14 protein-coding genes are annotated in these 18,459 nt (G+C 62.1%); 2 read left to right on the top strand and 12 right to left on the bottom strand.

What is annotated here, in order from left to right:
- The 6 genes from PLAV_RS09705 to PLAV_RS09675 all read right to left on the bottom strand — a co-directional run bounded on the left by PLAV_RS09705 (nt 1) and on the right by PLAV_RS09675 (nt 7,669).
- Nucleotides 1-1,068, bottom strand: coding sequence for a polysaccharide pyruvyl transferase family protein (locus PLAV_RS09705; RefSeq protein ID WP_012110826.1), 1,068 nt, complete (start codon nt 1,066-1,068; stop codon nt 1-3).
- Nucleotides 1,061-2,095, bottom strand: coding sequence for a glycosyltransferase family 4 protein (locus PLAV_RS09700; protein ID WP_012110825.1), 1,035 nt, complete (start codon nt 2,093-2,095; stop codon nt 1,061-1,063). Before PLAV_RS09700 ends, PLAV_RS09705 begins: the two co-directional genes overlap by 8 nt.
- Entirely contained in the window at nt 2,092-3,228 is a 1,137-nt protein-coding gene (locus PLAV_RS09695; protein WP_012110824.1) for a glycosyltransferase family 4 protein, read from the bottom strand. Before PLAV_RS09695 ends, PLAV_RS09700 begins: the two co-directional genes overlap by 4 nt.
- A gap of 348 nt (nt 3,229-3,576) precedes the next feature.
- Nucleotides 3,577-4,536, bottom strand: a complete 960-nt coding sequence (locus tag PLAV_RS09690) for a sulfotransferase family protein (protein WP_012110823.1) — start codon at nt 4,534-4,536, stop codon at nt 3,577-3,579.
- A gap of 106 nt (nt 4,537-4,642) precedes the next feature.
- Nucleotides 4,643-6,067, bottom strand: a complete 1,425-nt coding sequence (locus PLAV_RS19500; RefSeq protein WP_012110822.1) for a hypothetical protein — start codon at nt 6,065-6,067, stop codon at nt 4,643-4,645.
- Between the two features lie 39 nt (nt 6,068-6,106).
- Nucleotides 6,107-7,669: a lipopolysaccharide biosynthesis protein gene (locus tag PLAV_RS09675; protein WP_012110821.1), complete on the bottom strand. Its 1,563-nt coding sequence runs from the start codon at nt 7,667-7,669 to the stop codon at nt 6,107-6,109.
- A gap of 153 nt (nt 7,670-7,822) precedes the next feature.
- Here PLAV_RS09675 and PLAV_RS09670 point away from each other — a divergent pair, with 153 nt between their 5' ends.
- Both PLAV_RS09670 and PLAV_RS09665 read left to right on the top strand, forming a co-directional pair.
- Nucleotides 7,823-9,850, top strand: coding sequence for an acyltransferase family protein (locus tag PLAV_RS09670; RefSeq protein WP_012110820.1), 2,028 nt, complete (start codon nt 7,823-7,825; stop codon nt 9,848-9,850).
- Nucleotides 9,847-11,265: an O-antigen ligase family protein gene (locus PLAV_RS09665; protein ID WP_012110819.1), complete on the top strand. Its 1,419-nt coding sequence runs from the start codon at nt 9,847-9,849 to the stop codon at nt 11,263-11,265. The genes PLAV_RS09670 and PLAV_RS09665 overlap by 4 nt, the downstream gene beginning before the upstream one ends.
- Here PLAV_RS09665 and PLAV_RS09660 read toward each other — a convergent pair.
- The 6 genes from PLAV_RS09660 to PLAV_RS09635 form a co-directional block, all read right to left on the bottom strand.
- On the bottom strand, nt 11,262-11,990 hold the full coding sequence (locus PLAV_RS09660; RefSeq protein WP_012110818.1) for a hypothetical protein: 729 nt from the start codon (nt 11,988-11,990) through the stop codon (nt 11,262-11,264). The genes PLAV_RS09665 and PLAV_RS09660 overlap by 4 nt on opposite strands.
- Entirely contained in the window at nt 11,980-14,250 is a 2,271-nt protein-coding gene (locus PLAV_RS09655; RefSeq protein ID WP_012110817.1) for a GumC family protein, read from the bottom strand. The genes PLAV_RS09660 and PLAV_RS09655 overlap by 11 nt, the downstream gene beginning before the upstream one ends.
- 157 nt (nt 14,251-14,407) lie before the next feature.
- On the bottom strand, nt 14,408-15,679 hold the full coding sequence (locus PLAV_RS09650; RefSeq protein WP_012110816.1) for an outer membrane beta-barrel protein: 1,272 nt from the start codon (nt 15,677-15,679) through the stop codon (nt 14,408-14,410).
- Nucleotides 15,680-15,777: 98 nt separating this feature from the next.
- Nucleotides 15,778-16,305, bottom strand: a complete 528-nt coding sequence (locus PLAV_RS09645) for a hypothetical protein (protein ID WP_012110815.1) — start codon at nt 16,303-16,305, stop codon at nt 15,778-15,780.
- 353 nt (nt 16,306-16,658) lie between these two features.
- Complete coding sequence (locus tag PLAV_RS09640; RefSeq protein WP_012110814.1) at nt 16,659-17,324, bottom strand: polysaccharide biosynthesis/export family protein; 666 nt, start codon at nt 17,322-17,324, stop codon at nt 16,659-16,661.
- A gap of 192 nt (nt 17,325-17,516) precedes the next feature.
- A complete protein-coding gene (locus PLAV_RS09635) occupies nt 17,517-18,323 on the bottom strand; it encodes a metallophosphoesterase family protein (RefSeq protein WP_012110813.1) in 807 nt (268 codons plus the stop codon).
- Between the last annotated feature and the right edge of the window lie 136 nt (nt 18,324-18,459).

The raw sequence follows: 18,459 nt of genomic DNA, 5'->3' as shown, positions 1-18,459 counted from the left end.
TTACCGGCAAGTGTCGCTATAGGCCTGCCAGAGAGCATGGCGGTCGAGCCCGCGCGCCTTGTTGAGGAAGGCGATTGCCTCTTCAGCATCGGTTTCGCCGGAGAGAAGCTTGATGTCGCGAATATCTTCCCGCCACGTCTCCACATAGGACGAAAGCTTGCCGTAGCTGTTGTCGATGGCGAAGACCGGCTTGCCGAGCAGCAGTCCGAGGATAAAGCCGTGCAGGCGCGACGTAATCCACACATCATGCCGAGCCATCCGGCGGGCAACTTTATCCACCTCGCCGCGGATGATATTGAAGTAGGCGGCTTCCAGTCCGAAGGAGAAGCCCAGCCGCAGCTCCAGCTGCGCGAGTTCGTCAAACACGCGCTTCCAGACGCGCAAGGATGTGTAGTTCACATCCTCCCAGTCGAGAAATTGCGCCTTGTGCGCCTCGATCGCCGCGAAGGAATCCCCCGCTTCTTCGTCCTTTCGAATGAAGAACAGCGGATTTGACGCCTGTTCTCCTCGACTCCCGATCCGCTGATGGAGATCCGGCCAGAGCTGATGCGCCATGTCGGGCACCAGCCTGACCTTTTCGCCGAACAGCGGCCGCGCCAGCGCCTCGCTTGCCCTGTCGCGGACAAAAAATGTGAGATCGGGATGCCTCATCATTTTCTCGGCGGACCGCTTGAGCTTCTCCTTGTCCTTGAAGAAGATCGTTTGCGGAAAAATCAGAACCTTGTGGTCTGGATATTCCTCGATGATGCGCTCGCGGTAATTCTGGATATGCGGGTAGAGATCGCCGAAATTGCCGCCGCCCTGCAGGACGATCGTATCCCCCTCACCGATCGGCAGGCGGCCGCGCGGCGGCGTGTTCTTCAGCGTCCGCGACAACCGCACTTTCAGCCCATGCCGCTCGAAGAATTTCAGCGTGCCCAGCATGATGAGCAGGTCGCCGACATTCTTGCCGAGCGGGTAGTCAAGATAGGCGATGCGCCTGTCGCCGGGGACAAGTCCGGCAATCTCGTCATGCCGCGCGGCAAGAGCCGTCATGCCTGCATGGCGCGGTGCGGAAAGGTCACTCATGGCTGGTCATGACCGAAATGATTTTCTCGACGACGACTTCCGGCCGAAATTTCCCTGCATGTGCAGCCACTTCCGCCATGTAGCGAGCTTCTTCATCGGGAGACGCGAGCAGCCTTGCGCACAGGTCACGCGCCTCGACGAGCGCCTTGGCAAGGCTCGCCGGATCGTCGGGATTGAAGGAAATGCCGAGGCCGCCGGTCGTTTCCGGCAAGCCGCCGCGATCGGTATGGATGACGACGGCGCCTGCGGCGAGGGATTCGAGGCTGACCGCGCCGAAGGGCTCTTCCCATAGGGAAGGCACCAGCGAAAAGGCGGCGCGGCCCATTTCGCGTGCCGTTTCGCCGCGCTGCAAATGGCCGACATAATCCACATGGCTCACTTCGCCGGCCGCAATACGCCGTTCGACCTCGGCGACGAGGCTGCCATTGCCGATGACCCGGAGCCTGTCGACGCCAAGGGCGGCGCGGATATCCGCCCAGCGGTCGAGCAGATAGAGGATGCCTTTTTCCGGCTCGAGCCTCCCCACAAACACAGCATTTGCGCGGTCTTTTGCAGGGAGGATGATGTCGGCGGTGATGTGATGCGGGTTCGCGAAGGGATGCGTGATCGAATAGTCCGGGAAGCCGCTCCGCCGTCCGACATAGGCACTTGTCATGAAATGCCGCGCGCGCGGCAACACGGCGCGGCGCAGCATATCGATGGAAAAAGGCGAGGAAGAGAGCCGGAAAGCGCTTTCCGAATGGTGGCGGAGCGCGAAGGGACGCTTCAGAACAAGCAGGGGATAGATGAGCTTGATGGCGAGGTTGGACAGGATGAGGATATCCGCTTCCCGATAGAGCCGGAAAAGCTGCCACGGCATCGGCCGGCGGATCACCCTGTGGCCATAACCCTCGGTGGGGCCTGGACTTAGCGTGACGACGGTGACGTCATGGCCAGCCGCGACGAAGCCCTTTGCCAGGATCGATACATTGGTCGAAACGCCGCCGATATTCGGCAGGAACCCATGTGTCGCAATAACGATTTTCATGCTGCCTGCCCGCCGGAGAGGTGCCCGTATAGCTGCCGGTAGGAACCGGCGACGTTGCTGATGTCGAAATGCGCCCGGGCATAAGTCTCCGCCGCCGCCGACATGCGCTGCCATTCTTCAACGGAGGTGGCGGGGACAAGCCGCAAACCGCGCAGCAAATCCTCATGCGAAATGCTGTCGAAAAAGAAGCCGGTTATCCCCGGTGTGATGTGATCGACACAACCGCTGACCCGCGTTGCGACCGGAACGACACCATGCGCCATCGCTTCGAGCATCGCGTTGGAGAGGCCTTCCGCATTGGAGGGCAGCAGCAAATAGCCGTAGTCCCGCAGGATCGTACCCGGATGATCGACGAAGCCGCGATAGGTGACGGCCGGATTGCCCGCCGCCGCCAGCGCCGCTTCAAGCTGCGGCAACTCGCGCCCGCGCCCGTAGAAATCGACGGTGAGCGAAGCGCCATCCGCAAGCTCACATGCGGCACGCGCAAGCTCCGGCGCGTTCTTGTCGGGCGCCAGGCGGCCGAGGAAAAGGGCGCGCCGCGAACGGACCTCCGCAGGCGCACCGGGAGCGGGCGGCGCAAGCGGCAAACCATTGGGAATGATGCGGATTTTCTCGGCCGGCACGTTGAAACGCAGCAAATCTTCCTCGATCGATTTCGTGGTCGCGATGAAAATATCGGTGTGCCGGATGACGAAATTACGGCCCGGCGCGCCAAAATATTTGCGCGACCCTATCGCCTTGATGTCCGCCCCCTCGCCGCCGGTGGCCGATTTCAGAATGGCGGGAATGCCGAAAAACCGGTTCGCGAGCGCGCCGACAAAGGCATGAATGCGGATCTGATGACCGTGAATGACGTCGATCTTCGCCCGGTTGCGCCAGACCCAGAAGAAAAGCTGCACCGCCCAGATCAGCGCCGCGGGCAGATAACGCCCGGAAACCTGTGGGCTTGCATAGGTCCAGAAATAGCGGACCGGCACGCCTCGGTCGTCCGTCCAGCCGGCCCGCGCATATTTGCGCGTACTGGCCAGCATGATCACGTCTTCCCCGCCATCGCGCAGGGTGTGGCTCAAAAGCCGCGCCTGCTTGTCGAGCCCGCCACTCGAATTCGTGTCGTCGTAGTGGCAGATCATCATCACGATCACGAGGGGAAATCCTGCTACTTATCCTCAACCGGCACAGGGGAGAGATTGCCCCGCCCGGCAGGCGAAAGCCAGCCCGGATGCTGCAGCGCGGCAGCAAAACAGCCCCAAAAGCCGGGGCCCGGAGGCCACTGTCACGCAACCGTCGCGAATTTGTCGCAAAGCGGAAAGGCGAGGCCGGACAGATAGATAGAGGCGGGTTCTCGCGCTGCGGACGAGGCGCGGAAATGACCGTCATTGAACTGTCATGAAACCGTCATGCGAGAATTGCCGGGACGCGGAAGAGAACTAATCCCCGGGGCAGGCGGGACGCGCCCGGTGCCTCCCGATAGACAAGACGGTCTAGCTCTCAAGTGCACGGCGCCGGCGCGCCTTTCCGAGATACTTGTTGAGAGGCCCGCGGATAAGTTTGCTCCGAAGCTGCGCCTGCAAACGTTCGGCGAAGGTCGGCCCTCGCGACACCATGCCCGCCACGCAGTCATAGCCCAGTTGCTCCAGCAGCCATGCTGCCTTGCTTTCGAAAAGTTCAATCTCATGGGGGGTGAGGCCCTGACGCCATGCCTCGGCCTGCGCCTTGTTGACCTGCTGCCCGACATGCCGGTGCTGGCCCTGCGTATAGGAGGGAACATCCGTAGACGGATTTTCGATCATATCCCCGGTAAAGGAAATATCCATCGCCTCGCAAATACGCCGAAGCTCGGCTTCCGGCTCGGCCAGTATGTCCTCATAGCGGACGCGGTGAACCTTGCCGGGCAAGGACGCCTCGGCGGCGAGACCATAGGCCGTGCGCGAGGTCCAGAAATCGGCCGCAGAGAGAATTTCGTTCGCGCCCCAGTCGAGCGGAATGACGGAGCGCGCCACCGCCCGCCCGTCGCGAACGATATGCACGAGGCCCGCATCCGGGAAGGTGTCGACCAGGAACCGCGCCCAGCGGATATTGTCCGGCCGGTGATCGACCCAGACCCGCCAATCGGGCTTGCCGTTTGCCCGGGCATAACAATCGACCGCATCGAAAATGACGGCCCGGTAGATGCTCCACGGATCGTTCGGCTGCTCGATTGCAAGCGGACGGTCCTCGATTTCGACATTCCAGAAGCGGAAGCGCCAATGGCCGGAGATGAAACCGCGCATGGCATCGACGGTGGCGGGAATTTCGCCGCCTTTTATGGCCTTCGCGAGAGGTATGAGGAAATCGGATTCAGGCGGCGCGATACATTCGGGCGATGCGCCCAGCATGGCCGCCAGCATCGTGGTGCCGCTGCGAGGGCATCCACCCGCCAGCAAATACCGCCTCTCGATCATCACCATCACACGCCACACACAAAACACATCGGACTTGAATTATCGCCTACCCTTTTGACTGTGGTGTGAAGTTTTCATGTCGAGAATATGACAGCATAACGCCAAATCAGATGCGCTGTATAATGGCGCTGTCCCTACTGGTTGAATTTGCATCAAACACCGAGCTGTGCGCTACAACGCGAACAGGCAACCATTCATTCAGCTCGGCAACATATTGTTCAAGAGGCGCGTCGTCTTGATGCCCCTCATAGATCATGAACCGCCAAGGCAGGTTCTTTATGTCGCGCAACCAACCGACATGCCCTCGGATTGCAAGATAATTGAGCACACCATCGTCGCGATCAATTGTCTTTATATGATCCGGCAAGCTTTCAAACAGATTTAGGTCGTCGGAAAGATGCGCAGGTGTATGCGAGAACCGCGTACACCCAATGGATAAAAGTGTTTGATGAGATGCATCCACGACGTGAGGCATATCCCAACCATGAACCCATGCCGCACCCCGTCGCAGATATTCGGCCCCCATGAGGCCGAGGTTGCAACCCACATCCATAACAACTTTTCCAGAAAGATCGACACCTGCTGAGGCAAGCAAGCTGTCATAGATTTTCATACGCTGCGCCGGAGACCGCTTTGCCGGTAGAGGGATGCCGGGGATCTCTTGATAAAGATAGCTCCCGCCCAAAAGAATACTTTTATTTCCAAAATGGCTCGCACCGGAAACTGCGCGCGCCGTCTCCTTTAGATGCCGGTCGTAGCGGCCCAATATGAAATTATGCACGTCCACGTAAAGAGGTTGCTGTCCTGAAACGACAACGACATTTCCATTTCCGTCTGGCCGTTGAAAATCCCTGCTTTCCCAACCGTCGCCACTAACAAGCCTGATCATTCCCTCTCTCTCAAGAGACTTTAGCCGAGAGACGACGCTGTCGAGTTCATCCGCACTCGGAGCAGACCCTTCTACATGCTCGACCACGTATGCAGTGCGTTTATTCCCTGCTTCATCGACCATCTCTACCAAATCATAGAGTCGCGGGCTTATTCCTTTCAGGCACAGAAAATTATATAAAAGGGTCTGGCTTTTGTGACTTCCAGACAGCAGTTGCTGAGCCTTTCGCCCCGCAAACAAGCGAGAATAAAACGCATCAACGCCTCCAGCACTCTTGCTTACTTTCAGGCCCACATTCGAAGGGTAGCGATCCAGAAGAAATGCTAGTGAAGACTTCCGCCAGTTGCTCGGAGACAAGTAGTACGAGTCATGCCCTTCCGGCGCGCCCATAATTCCCAGCCATCGAGAAAAGGCGTCCATATCGTCCAGATTTTGGAGTCCCGATATTTGCACGGAAGAATGCGCTTGAACGGGCAGACTTTTTTTCCATTCCCGTTGAGATGCGATGGCATATCGCCAAAGCGTGGGCCATGCCATCGACAAAGTCTTGAGCTCTCTCCATAGAGGATATGCCCGGCGTAGGGCAGTATCGACGAACGAAGGTTTGACTTTGCGCCACTTGCGTCGAAGTTCCGATGTCATATGAGCCCCACTGTTTTGCTTTAAAAAATTCGCGCTACGCTACCGCCCAAATGTCCTGGAGCGTTTTCTCTTACTTATTTTTTCGACAACAACATCTCTGAGCCACTCGCCCTCGGCACCGAAGATGCTTATTAAAAAACGATACGCCAACATTGCGCATACCGCCAAAAGGGCTCCGGTTACAACCAGTATGACGGGCCCCGAAACTCCAAACTCCAACATTGCAAGCTTGCCTGCCAGCGCTATACCCCCCACCGCAAGGGCGATGGCGAAATGACGCAACAAGGCCCCACCGATCTTCTTGAGCGATATATTAATCAGCTTGCGACACATCAGCAGCGTAAGCCAGAAGTTCACCGCAATTGCAATTCCTACACCAGTGGCCACGCCGGATATGCCCCAAAACTGCCCAAACGCCGCCCCGGCTAGCACTGCGGCAGCATATGTCCACTGACGAGCCGCTCCGCGATAAGTCGCCCCTACCGCACGCCACAAGGAGTCCCCCAATTTGTAGGCCGTGCGGAAAACCAGCGTGACAACCAGAATCTGGAACGGCAGGACGACGCCGCCCCACTGCCCGCCGAGAACCGTGAGGATCAGTTCATCCGCGAGGACGATCAGCACAAAGCTCAATGGCAGGGTTATCATCGCCACGACGCCGGTAAGCCGCTCATAGGCGCGGGCGAGGCGCTCCTTGTCATCCTGCACGCTCGCCATGGCCGGGAAGAGCACCTTGTCGACCACGGTGCCGAAAAGATTGGCAGGCTGCATGATAAGTTGATAGGAGCGCGCATAGATGCCGAGCGCCTCTGCCCCCAGCCAGCGGCCGACGACCAGATTATCCGCATTGAGGGCGGAGAAATTGCCGAGCCGCGCCAGCGTGTGGCCGCCGCCATAATTCAGCAATTGCTTCATCGCGCCGCTATCCAGCGCCAGCGAAAATTTCTGCCGGACCAGAAAGCGATAGGCGACGCGCAGCAGGAATGCCTGCGCCAGAAGGCCGATGGCAAGCGCCTCCGCCCCCCAGCCGAGCGCGGCAAGCACGATGGCCGCCGGCGCATAGCCGAAAATATAGCTGGCGGATTCAACGGCGGCCATGTCGCGGAAGCGCATGTTGCGCTGGAGAAGGCCCTCTGCGACGATCGCCATGCCCTTCAGCGGAAAAACGAAAGCCAGCACGCGGACCACATCGGCAACCCCGTCGATGCGGAAGAAGCCTTCGATGGCGGGCGCCGAGAAATAGAAGATGGCGCCGGTGATGAAACCCATGGCGAGAGAGAGCGTCTGGCCGGTCTTTATATGCGTGTCGGTCAAATCCACCCGCTGGACAATGGCCGGGCCGACGCCGAGCTGCGTGAATATGTTGAGCAGGCCGACCACGACCATCGCCGCGCCGACCACGCCGAAATCATGCGGTGTCAGCAGGCGCGCCAGAACGGCGAGGACCAGCATCTTCATGACCGCCTGGACGACGGAGCCGCCGAAGGTCCAGAAGGCACCCGTCAATGATTTCTGCACAAGGGTGCCCGGCTTGTGCCGGGCGGGCTCGGCGCCGCCGGTTTCCTTTCCGGCACCCGGCCGCTCGCCATCATCGAAGCTCAAGATCCGGACCCCTTTTAAAACGCCGCTGCTGCGATACTATCCGAATGGGCGGATCATATCGCGCTGGTTTGGCGAAGATTCTCTTGCAATGATGGTGCCGCACCCGGCCCCGCTTCTGCTTTTCCCCGGCACCGTCCAGAAGGCTCCCGCTCCATGTCGTTCAGCGCCCCCGCTACCGGCAGCCCCGGCCTGAAATACCGCCGGGACATCGATGGTCTTCGGTGCATCGCGGTGCTGTCCGTGGTTCTTTACCATGCGGGCGTGCCGGGCATCACCGGCGGCTTTGTCGGGGTCGATATTTTCTTCGTCATATCGGGCTATCTGATTACCCGCATTCTCTTTGACGAGGTCGCGGAGAAGCGCTTTTCGCTGCTGAATTTCTACGACCGGCGCATCCGCCGCATCCTGCCGGCCTATGCCGCCGCGGCCATTGCCGCCTCCCTCGCCGCCTGGTTCATCCTGCCGCCGGGCGAGATGGAGAATTACGGGGCGAGGCTCGCCTCCACGGCGGCCTTCGTGTCCAATTTCTATTTCAGGATGGAGACCGATTATTTCGCGCCGGCGGCGGGCGACAACCCGCTGCTGCATACATGGTCGCTGTCGGTCGAGGAGCAATTCTATTTGCTCTGGCCGCTCGCCATGGCGCTGCTGGCGACGTCTTTCTTTCTGCCTTTCCGCCGCGCGCTTGTCTGGCTTGCGCTGGGGGGCTCCTTCGCCCTTGCCTGCTACGCGGCGGTGGCGAGCCCGATGGCGGCATTCTATTACTCGCCGCTGCGCGCCTGGGAGTTGCTGATGGGTGCCGTCATTGCGCTCGGCTTTATGCCTGTATTCGAACGCAGGACGAATGAAGGCCTGGCATGGGCGGGACTGGCGCTCGCCATCGCGCCCTGCTTCATCTATGTCAGTGGACAGACGATCTTTCCCGGCCTCACGGCTCTCTTTCCCTGCCTCGGCGCGGCGCTCATCATCATCTCCGGGCGGCACGAGACGACCGCGGCGGGGCGGCTTCTTTCCTGGCGGCCGGTGGTCTTTATCGGGCTCATCTCCTATTCGCTTTACCTCTGGCACTGGCCGATCCTCGTCTATACGAAAATCTATCTCTCCCGCGCATTGACACCGGTGGAAATCGCGCTGGCGCTGGCGGTCATTCTCGCCGTGTCGGTGGCGAGCTGGCACTTCATCGAAAAACCCTTTCGCGGGCACAGCGCCACGACGCGAACCCGCAGCCGCATCATCGGCACGGCGCTTGCGACACTCGCCCTTCTCTTCGCCGCCGGCATTGCGACCGATATACGCGACGGCTGGCCGGGACGCGCGAGCGAGGCGACGCTGATCGCGGAGCGGGAACACGACGTTCCCGCGCGCGGGCCGAAGGGATGCGTGGTGGATGCGAACAAGGCGGTGGAACCGCGCGGGCACGGCTGCCTGCTCGGCGCGGGCAGCGAGGCGGAAGCGCGCATGGTGCTGCTCGGCGATTCCCATGCCGGTTCCTACGCCGCGGCCATCGACGCGGCGGGCAAGGAGCGCGGCTTCGGCGCGCTGCAATGGACGAAATCCGCCTGCACGCCGCTTCTCGAGGCAGAACCGCTTTCAACCGGCATCCTCGAAGGCAATTCGGACGGCTCCTGCCGCGCCTTCATGAAGAATGCCGTCGCGAAGCTCGCCGGCATGGAGAGGATCGACACCGTCTTCATTGCCGGCTTCTGGTCGAATGCAACGACCGACCGGGAAGCCGTTGCCGCCCGCGCGCCGGCCGCACCCGAGACCTATCGCGAATTCGCCGAAGGCCTCCAGAGCCTCGTCTCAGCCCTGCGCGGCGCGGGCAAGAGGGTGGTGCTGCTCGGACAAGCACCGGTCTATCCGAATGGCGGCGGCGACTGCGTCATCCGCCAACGCTTCCTGCAAAAGAACGACAGGGAGATATGCAAGGTGCCCCGCGCCTATGAGGAAGCGATGCTCTCGCCCGCCCACGCGGTACTCGCGGACATCGCGGCGAAGGATGAGGGCGTCCTCGTCTATCAGGGCTGGGAGAAGTTCTGCGAGGGCGCCTTCTGCCATGCGACCTTTGACGGGCATATCGTGGTGCGCGACGAACATCACATGAGCTACCTCGCATCGCGGAGCCACGCGCCGGGCATTGCCGTCCTCATCGAAGGGCGGCGGCGGGGAGGCAGGGGATGAGCGAGGCGGCGGCGAAGGACGCGCGCGGAGCGGCCGCCGAGCGGTGGCTCTTCCGGGGGCTGATCGCGCTTGTGGCGCTGGCGCCCTTGCCGCTGGCGAGCAACCGGCCGCTGCCGGCGGCGCTGCTGGCGCTGGGGGCGGGCCTGCTGCTGATCGGCTGGGGCGCGCATATCGCGATTGGAGGGCGCATCGCCGTTTCGCCCGCAAAGCTCCGCCTGCCGCTGATCCTGTTCGGCGCGGTGGCGGCGTGGATCGCGGTGCAGGCGCTGCCCATCATGCCCGCGAGCTGGGCGGACCCGATCTGGACCGAAGCCGCGGCGGCGCTGGGCGAACCGCTCGCCGCCAGCCTGTCGGTGAACCCGGCGGCCACCTTGTCCGGCCTGATGCGGCTTCTCTCCTATGCGGCCGTCTTCTGGCTGTCGCTGCAGCTGACGCGGCATGACGGCAATGCGCGCGTAGCACTCGCCGCCGTCGCCTTCATCGGCGCGGCCTACGCGCTTTACGGCATCGCGGTCTATTTCTCCGGCAACAACTGGATCCTGATCTGGCGGAAATGGGACTATCACGAGGCGCTCAGCGCGACCTTCGTGAACCGCAACTCCTTCGCGACCTTTGCGGGGCTCGCCCTGCTCTGCGCGGTGGCCTGGTTCATCAACGGTTTCCGCCACCTGCTGACGCTGGAGCGGCCAGCCCGCCAGCGCATGGCGCTTGTCGCGGAGGCGATGTTCAGCCAGTCGCTCATCCGCACCATCGCGACGCTGGCGCTGATGACGGCGCTGGTTCTGACGGGATCGCGCGCGGGCATCGTGAGTTCGATGGCGGCGCTCGGCGTTCTCATGCTGGCCTTCGCGGGCGGAGGGACATTGCGGACGAGCCACGCGGCGGCGGCCGGGGCGCTTGTCGCCGCCCTCATGGCGGCGATCTTCGCGGTCAATGGCGGGCTCTTCGCCGACCGCATCGCACGGGCGGACGCGAACCTCGCCACGAACGACCGGGGCATCGTCTATGCGGCGACCATGGACGCTGTGGCGACGGCGCCCTGGAAGGGAACGGGCTACGGCACCTATCGGGAAGTCTTCACCGCCTACCGGCCCGAAGGCCTGCCGACGCAATTCTATTGGGACAAGGCGCATAACGACTATCTGGAAAACGCACTGGAACTCGGCCTCCCCGCCGCCATCGCGCTCAACCTGTCGATCCTGCTGCTCGCGGCCGAGGCGCTGCGCGGCCTGTGGCGGCGGCGGCGCGACCGCACGGGCCCCGCAATCGGCGTGGCGGCGACGGTGCTTGTCGGCCTGCATGCCTTTTTCGATTTCAGCCTGCAAATGCCCGCCGTCTCGGTGCTCTATGCCTTCATCATGGGCTTCGCGATGAGCCAGTCCTGGCCGAAGGCAGGCAGCCGCAGCCCGCGTTAGCGGGGCAGGCGTTCCAGTTCCTTCGTCAGCCCGGCCTTCCACAGCGTGTAGCGAAAGAAAGCATTCCGCTTTTCTTTCTCGCCGAAAGCGACGTCAAGAAAGCGGACGCGTTCGGGATAATCGAGCGATAGATAGAGAAGGCGGAGCTGCCGCCGCAGCGTTCTGTCCTCCCACATCCGCTCGATATCCTGCCGCGTCATGCGCTGCAAATCGGCGGACAGACTGTCCCAATAGGCGAGCGCGACGGCAGGCCGGACCCGCATCGCCGATCTCTCGAAGCGCCCCGTGAGCCAGGACAGACGGAGATAGGCCGATGCCCGCTCCGCCGGCGCATCGCGCAACAAGGCGGTCCGGGCAAGCTCGGTCCAGACAAAGGTATTATTGGGCATGGAAGCGGCCGCATCGCGCATCTCGGCCTCCGCCGCCGCCATCCCGTCCCGATCCCCGGCCGCATGAGCATGGCGAAGGTCCAGCCTGCCGAGATCGAGCGCGATATTGCCGTCCGAGGGATGAAGGGAATGAGCCGCCGAATAGCGGTCCCGGGCGGCGAGCAGCCGATCGGCGGACAAGGGCTTCTGCGCCCTCATCGCCGCCTGCGCGATGCCGCCGTCAGCCGCAATCATGCCATAGGCAGCGGCGCGCGGAAGGGCGAGAGCGACCAGTAGAAGGCCGGCTGCGACGGAAAGACCCGCCGCGATCCGCCGCGATCGTCCGTCAGTTGACATAGTACTTGCTGTAGCGGCCGTAATAGCCGCCATCGCCATAGCCGTAGCGGGCCTGCTTGGCCGTGTCGACAATGGCGAGAACCACGCCGGCGATATTGGCTTCGTAGCGCCGGAGCTCTTTCACCGCGGTCTGCGCCGCATCGCGGGGAGTCGTCGCCCAGCGGACGACAAACACCGTCTCGTCGACAAGCCGGGAGAGAACGCGCGAATCCGAGACCGGCAGGATCGGCGCGCTGTCCAGCACGACCAGATCGTAGCTATCCGCCAGACGCTGCAGAAGCAGCTTCATTTGCGAGGAGCCGAGAACGTCGGGCGGATTGGCCGTGCCGGCCGCGATCGGAATGATGTCGAGGTCGGATTTCGGATCCTTCACGACGACCGCCGAAACTTCGAGACGTTCCGCCAGAAGTTCGACGAGCCCCTCTTGCGGCCGGGCGAGGCCGAAGGTGCGGTGGACCGAGGGATGCCGCAGGTCGCAATCGATCAGAACGACCTTCAGCCCGGACGCCGCCGCCGCGCGGGCAAAGCTTGCCGAGGTGGTGGTCTTGCCCTCGCTCGGCAGCGCGGAGGTGAAAAGGATCAGCTTGGGCGGATTGTCGACATTGGACAATTGGAGCGCGCTGCGGAGACTGCGCAGGGATTCAGAGAAAGCCGATAGCGGTTTGGCGAGGAGATAGTCATGCGGCGGCATGATCTTGCCGTCCGCCCCCTTCTCGGAAGGCACAACGGGAAGCGAAACCAGATGGGGCAGATCGAGCGCCTGCTCGATATCCGACCCGCTCTGGATTGCATTATCGAAATGCTCGACCAGAAGGGCGATGCCAATGGCGATGAACAGCGCGAGAACGAAGCCGATGCCGACAAAGCGCTTGGTGTTCGGATAGGAGGGCCGGGAGGAAGCGATGGCGGCGGAAATGATCCGCGTGTCGGGCGTCTGGAGGCCCTGCTGCTCGGAAGTTTCCTTGAAGCGGTTCAGGAAGGCCTCGTAGACGGTACGGCTCGACGCCGCCTCTCGCTCGAGTTCGCGTAGCTGGATGAGCGCCTGATTGTCCGTGCCCGCGTCGCCCTTGATCTGCCTGAGGCTTTCCTCAAGCGCCGTCACGCGCGTTTCCGCCACCGACACATTGTTCGCGATGCTCTCGATGATGCGCCCGACTTCGGCGCCGATCTGGGAGCCGATATCCGCCTGCTGCGCTTCGATATTGATGATCGCCGGATGCCGGGGACCGTATTTCGCGGAGAGATTGGCCTTTTCGCGCGCAAGCTCCGCCTGTTTCTGGCGAAGGCCGGAGATCGTGGTCGACTGGAGCACGTCCGCCACGCTTTCGATGCTGCCACCCTGGCTGCGGATCTGCCGCGCCCGGGAATATTTGGCCCTCGCCTCGACCAGCGCCGCACGCGCGAGAATCAACTGGGCGTTGAGTTCCGACAATTGCTGCTCACCGACGGTGAGGCCGGATGCCTGCTCCAGCCCGTGCTGGGTACGGTAGATTTCCACGGCGCGCTCTGCCTCGGAGACCTGCACCCGAAGATCGTCGAGACGGCGCGACAGCCATTCATTGGCCTGTTTCGTCGCATCGAACTTGGCCTCAAGCTGATCGACAACATAGGCATCCGCGATGGCATTGGCGATCCGTGCCGCCTTTTCGGGGCTCTCGGATTCGAAGGTGAGTTCGATCACATAGGTGGCGCCACGGCGCAGAACCGTCATCCGGCTGAGAACGGCGCTGATGACAGCTTCTTCCGGCCGCTCTTCGGCTTCCGGCGCATCTTCGGCTTCCGGCGCCGAGGGAGAAATCGCCCTCATCGCCAGCCTCATCCAGTAGCCGGGGTTTGCCCAGCGCCACGGCGACGGCTCCGCAAGGCGCCAGTTGAGCTCGGGATCCTCAACCAGGTTCAGATCCTCGACCACCCGGCGGATCAGGTTGCGCGACTGAAGAACCTGAACTTCGCTGTCGATGGCGGCGGCCTCGCTCGTGCGGCCCGACATCACGGATTCGATGTCGACCACCTGCATCTGCTGATTGCTGAGCAGTATGACGGTTTCGCCGGTGTAGAGGGGTGTCATCTGGGAAACGGCGAGAGCAACCAGCGCCGTCAGGACGACGGTAATGCCGGCGATCATGCCCAGCCGTTTACGCAGGCCGCGCACGACACCGGAAATGTCCAGCGAGAGAATTCCGTCGTCGAGCGCCCCGGACGGGCCGTCGGGGGAACCGCCGGCGGACCTGGCCGACGCGCCTTTAACCGGTGCATTCATCGCCGAATTCCCATATCCGCAGCCTCAAACACTAGCATACACACGCCCGTTTCTTGTTCCTATGCGGAGCCGTCACTACCGGCCCTCAAACAGACAGGGCAGGCCGAGGCTTTCGCCTTGCCTGCCCCCTGTATCTTCGTCCGGCTAAGCCAGCTGTTCAGAGCTTGCCGGTAACGGTGAGCCCGATGATGTTCCGCGTATAGCTGAAGGCCGGAACGCTCGAATCCCGGTCACTGTAGTTGTAGCCGAATTCGAGATCGAGATTACGGTTGAGCAGATAGACGAGACCCGCCCGCGCACCGATGATGTCGTCCTCGCGCGCCGCATCATTGTAGTCGTTATTGGCATAGGACAAGGCGCCGCGCAGGATCAGGTTGCGAAGCAGCTCATGGTCCACTCCAACGCCGAACTGCTGCCTGTCGTAGCCGGAAGAGCCGGCGACAGTGGTTTCCTGCACGCTGGCATCGGCCGTGAACTGGATCGTCGTAAGCGGCGTCACGAACCAGTCGACATTGGCGCCATAAGCGATGCCGTCCGTATCGCCGAACGCGGCATCGTCATATTCGCGCTCCTGATAGCCGACATAGACGCCACCCTGCGCGAGATTGGTGAGGCGGAATTCCGAACCGACGACGATCTGGCGACCATCGGAGTCGCGATTGGTGGCGACGGCGGGCGGCTGCAGGTCGTATTTGCGCTGATCGAGCTGCCCTTCCACATAGACGAGCGTATCGGGCGAGACATTATACCCGAGACGGAGACGCTGGATGAATTCCTCGCGGTCGCGGTCATCCTGCAGGATCGGGGCGCCGGCCGTGGTAACGGCGTTGTCGAAATCATAGCTGAGATATTCGCCATCGAGGCCCACGCTGATCCGGTTGAACCTGTGCTGGATGCCGGCCGCCGCATTGAAGAGCGTGTATTCAATGGGTTCGTCAGCCGCTGCAGGCGCATTCGGATCGCCGCGATCTTCATGAAGCACGGCATAACCCGCATTCGCATTGATCGAGGTGTCGCGCGTCACATCGAGCCGGCCGCCGACGCCGACATTCCAGTTGAAACGGTTCTCGTCGGTATTGTCGGCGTAGAAATCCTGCGCAACACCGGCCCGCAGGCTGATTGCATGGCGGCTCCAGGTGGAGTTCGCATTGACGCGGGCGGCAACGGTGGTGATGAAATCATCCGTCTCGTTGCCGGGCAGCGCGTAGATGTTGTCGTTAAAGGCGCCCGAGATGGAGGCTTCGGGATAAACCATGAAGCCGCCTGCGCGGATGCCGGCGGCATCGTAACCGGGACGCTCCCGCTCCATGACGCTCTGGCCGCGCGCATCAACAAGATTTGCCTCGGCTTCCTGGGCGTCGGCCGCGAAGGCAGACGCCATCAAAATCCCCGCAGCCAGGGATGCAACGCGTGCTTTGCCACGTGTCATGGATATTCTCCCGCTGAAACTAGTCACGACTCGCACCCCCAAAACCGCCCCGCACCGGCCATCCGGGCGGAACGTCGTACCGACGCAATTGTAAATCTTCAGTTGCCGCTCGCAGCCTCTTCAGGCGTCGATTCTTCACCCTCAAGCACATCCGCACCGGTATCCACACCGCGACCGACAAGCGACGCCGTCTGGGCATCGCGACCCTCGACGACGGCGGCGATCAGCGTTTGATCGCCCGACGCCTGCACCAGGGCAAGCATGTTTTCCGCAGCAGTCGGATTAGTGAGCGCAACGATGGCGATCGCAGCGCCAATGCCGCGACCGGCCGCGAGCTTGAGGCCGGGCTTTTCGATCAGCAGCTGCACCAGTTCCGGGTTCTGCGAATTCACGAGGGCCGCAATGACGGCCTGGGTGGCGAGCTCGGGATCCTCGGCGGAGGTGATGTAGGTGGAGATCGCCAGTTCGAGAGCCGCCTCGTCATCCTGGTTTGCCAGGATCAAGGCCTCGACTTCAGCCTGCATCTCAACGCTGCCTTGTGCGGCGGCGGGCGAGACAGCCAGCATCGCCGGGGCAAGAGCAAGGCCAAACGCCAGCACAGCTGCCGCAAAGAAGTTCTTCATCATGGACTTAACTCCCCTGTCAGACCCGATAAACCGGCGCCGGAAAGGGCCGGTTCCAATCCCACAGTCTCACAAAAATACAACAGAACGGCGAAGCGGAAACGGAAGCCTGCAGACCATTCATTCCTAACAAAATCTTACCACAAGCCGCATCCGAGTCCCGCGCGACTCTTGCTCCCGCGGGCCGCAGGCGCCCTGACGGTCGAAGTTTTTTCTCGCCGTTGCGAAAATACCTCGCTTCTGCAACCGCCGGTTTAAATAGCTATACTGCCCCGCAGCATGAATGCGCGGCGCGGGTTTTGTTTCCAGCCGGGGGGCTTTTTTCTGCTGCACAGGCCGGTCGACAGCCAGTCACGTCAGAAGAATCGCTCGGGCACGCGGACCACGTCGCCGGGGAGAACCTTCACGGCCTGGCTCGCCGGATACTCGACCTCGTCGCCCGTGCCGCGTGTGATGTAGACCCGGCTCTGGTTCGCCCGGTAGGTATAGCCGCCCGCCACGGCCACCGCGTTAAGCACGGTGAGGCCGCTCGTGTATGGATATTGTCCCGGTTCGCCCACCTCGCCATAGATATAGAAGGGCCGGTAATTCAGAACCTCGACGCTGACGCGCGGGCTGGTCAGATAGCCTTCCTGCAGCTTCTGCTCGACCGCATCCTCGAAGGTGCTGAGGGTAAGACCTTCCGCCTGGACCTGGCCGATGAGAGGCAGGGCCGCCCTGCCGGAGCCGCTGACATCGAACTCGCCGGAAAGATCCGGCTCGCCGAAGACGATGACGCGGAGCCTGTCGCCCGAGCCGAGCTTGTAATCGATATCGGCATCCGGCGGCAAAGGCACGTCGCCCTCCGAGGTGGCGGCAGCGGGGCCGGCCGCATTGGTCCGCGGACCATCCGTGCAGGCGGAGAGCAGGACCAGGACAAGCAGCCCGCCAGCCGCCAGCGCCGCGCGGCGCAACCATCCGGCGGCCAAAAACCTGCTGCCGTCACCGGGCATAAAATCGAAAAAATCCGCAGTCCAACGCATGGGTAAGCCTCTGTTATCGCTCGAATTTCCGCCCGGGAGGGGTCTTGGGCGAAATCGTTCTGCCGCGAACCGGGCCGCTCGGGTGGCTGGGGAAGCCCTTCAGCAGCCGGAACTCGATATTATGTAACACCTTGTCCGTTTTATGACTTCAAAACAGGCAAATGCCAACCTCCCGGCCGGAAATCTCGGCCGCTAGCTGGCAGCCGCGAAGGACATCGCTTCTCCGGTCTGGAGAAGGCGGCGCGATGCGCCCTCCAGAACCAGCGCCGTCAACACGCCCGTCATATAGGCGCCGGTATCGACACCAATGCGATTGGCCCGGAACACGACTTCCTCTCTCGGCGTATGGCCATGGACCACGACTTTTCCGAAATGACTGCCGGATTCGAGGAAATCCTCGCGAATCCATAGCAGGTCCTCCTCGATCTGGCGGTGCAGCGCCACGCCCGGCCGAACGCCGGCATGGGTAAAGAAATAGTCGCCGAACTCTGCGGAGAGCGCGAGATCGGTCAGGAACCGCCGGTGGCTCTCCGGGAGGACCTCGCTGAAATGTTCCCGCGCCTGCTCGAAATCGCGCGGGTCGTCGGAGAGGGTGAGTTCCTTGATACCGTAGGAATGAAGCGTCTCGAGGCCGCCATAATATTTCCAGGTGCGGCCGAAGGCGGCGTCGGAGAGGAATTGCAGAAGCGCCTGCTCATGATTGCCCTTGAGAAACACCGGTTCGAAGCCCGGTATCAAACCGTCCGTCAGCCGGTCGAGCACCTGCCGCGACTGGAGCCCCCGGTCGACATAATCTCCAAGGAATATCAATATGTTACGGTCGAAGGGCTGACGCCGCGCATCTTCCGCGATGCGCTCCAGAAGCTGGGTCAGCAGATCGGCGCGGCCATGGATGTCGCCGATTGCGTAAAGACGCGTGTTCTCGGGAGCCTGGGCCGGGCTTCCGCCCGACCCGAGCGCGCCACGTAATCGGCTTACCAGTCCGTTGAACACAACCATCCTTTTCGGCACCGCTCCCGGCCCCGTTTCACTTGTCCGTCTGGCTGAGAGTAGAGATTTCAGTTTCACAAACAAGCAAAGGCCCCACCACTTCCGATCCGAAACCCGGCAGTGAGGCAAATAGATCACGCCGCCG

The sequence above is a fragment of the Parvibaculum lavamentivorans DS-1 genome (assembly GCF_000017565.1).
GTDB lineage: Bacteria > Pseudomonadota > Alphaproteobacteria > Parvibaculales > Parvibaculaceae > Parvibaculum > Parvibaculum lavamentivorans.
This window is presented reverse-complemented; position numbering and strand designations above follow the sequence as displayed.

What these genes read in the sequence shown, in the direction of transcription:
- PLAV_RS09705 (WP_012110826.1), bottom strand. Translation starts at nt 1,068, where the DNA reads ATGAGTGACCTTTCCGCACCGCGCCATGCAGGCATGACGGCTCTTGCC.
- PLAV_RS09700 (WP_012110825.1), bottom strand. Translation starts at nt 2,095, where the DNA reads ATGAAAATCGTTATTGCGACACATGGGTTCCTGCCGAATATCGGCGGC.
- PLAV_RS09695 (WP_012110824.1), bottom strand. Translation starts at nt 3,228, where the DNA reads ATGATGATCTGCCACTACGACGACACGAATTCGAGTGGCGGGCTCGAC.
- PLAV_RS09690 (WP_012110823.1), bottom strand. Translation starts at nt 4,536, where the DNA reads ATGATCGAGAGGCGGTATTTGCTGGCGGGTGGATGCCCTCGCAGCGGC.
- PLAV_RS19500 (WP_012110822.1), bottom strand. Translation starts at nt 6,067, where the DNA reads ATGACATCGGAACTTCGACGCAAGTGGCGCAAAGTCAAACCTTCGTTC.
- PLAV_RS09670 (WP_012110820.1), top strand. Translation starts at nt 7,823, where the DNA reads ATGTCGTTCAGCGCCCCCGCTACCGGCAGCCCCGGCCTGAAATACCGC.
- PLAV_RS09665 (WP_012110819.1), top strand. Translation starts at nt 9,847, where the DNA reads ATGAGCGAGGCGGCGGCGAAGGACGCGCGCGGAGCGGCCGCCGAGCGG.
- PLAV_RS09660 (WP_012110818.1), bottom strand. Translation starts at nt 11,990, where the DNA reads ATGTCAACTGACGGACGATCGCGGCGGATCGCGGCGGGTCTTTCCGTC.
- PLAV_RS09655 (WP_012110817.1), bottom strand. Translation starts at nt 14,250, where the DNA reads ATGAATGCACCGGTTAAAGGCGCGTCGGCCAGGTCCGCCGGCGGTTCC.
- PLAV_RS09650 (WP_012110816.1), bottom strand. Translation starts at nt 15,679, where the DNA reads ATGACACGTGGCAAAGCACGCGTTGCATCCCTGGCTGCGGGGATTTTG.
- PLAV_RS09645 (WP_012110815.1), bottom strand. Translation starts at nt 16,305, where the DNA reads ATGATGAAGAACTTCTTTGCGGCAGCTGTGCTGGCGTTTGGCCTTGCT.
- PLAV_RS09640 (WP_012110814.1), bottom strand. Translation starts at nt 17,324, where the DNA reads ATGCGTTGGACTGCGGATTTTTTCGATTTTATGCCCGGTGACGGCAGC.
- PLAV_RS09635 (WP_012110813.1), bottom strand. Translation starts at nt 18,323, where the DNA reads ATGGTTGTGTTCAACGGACTGGTAAGCCGATTACGTGGCGCGCTCGGG.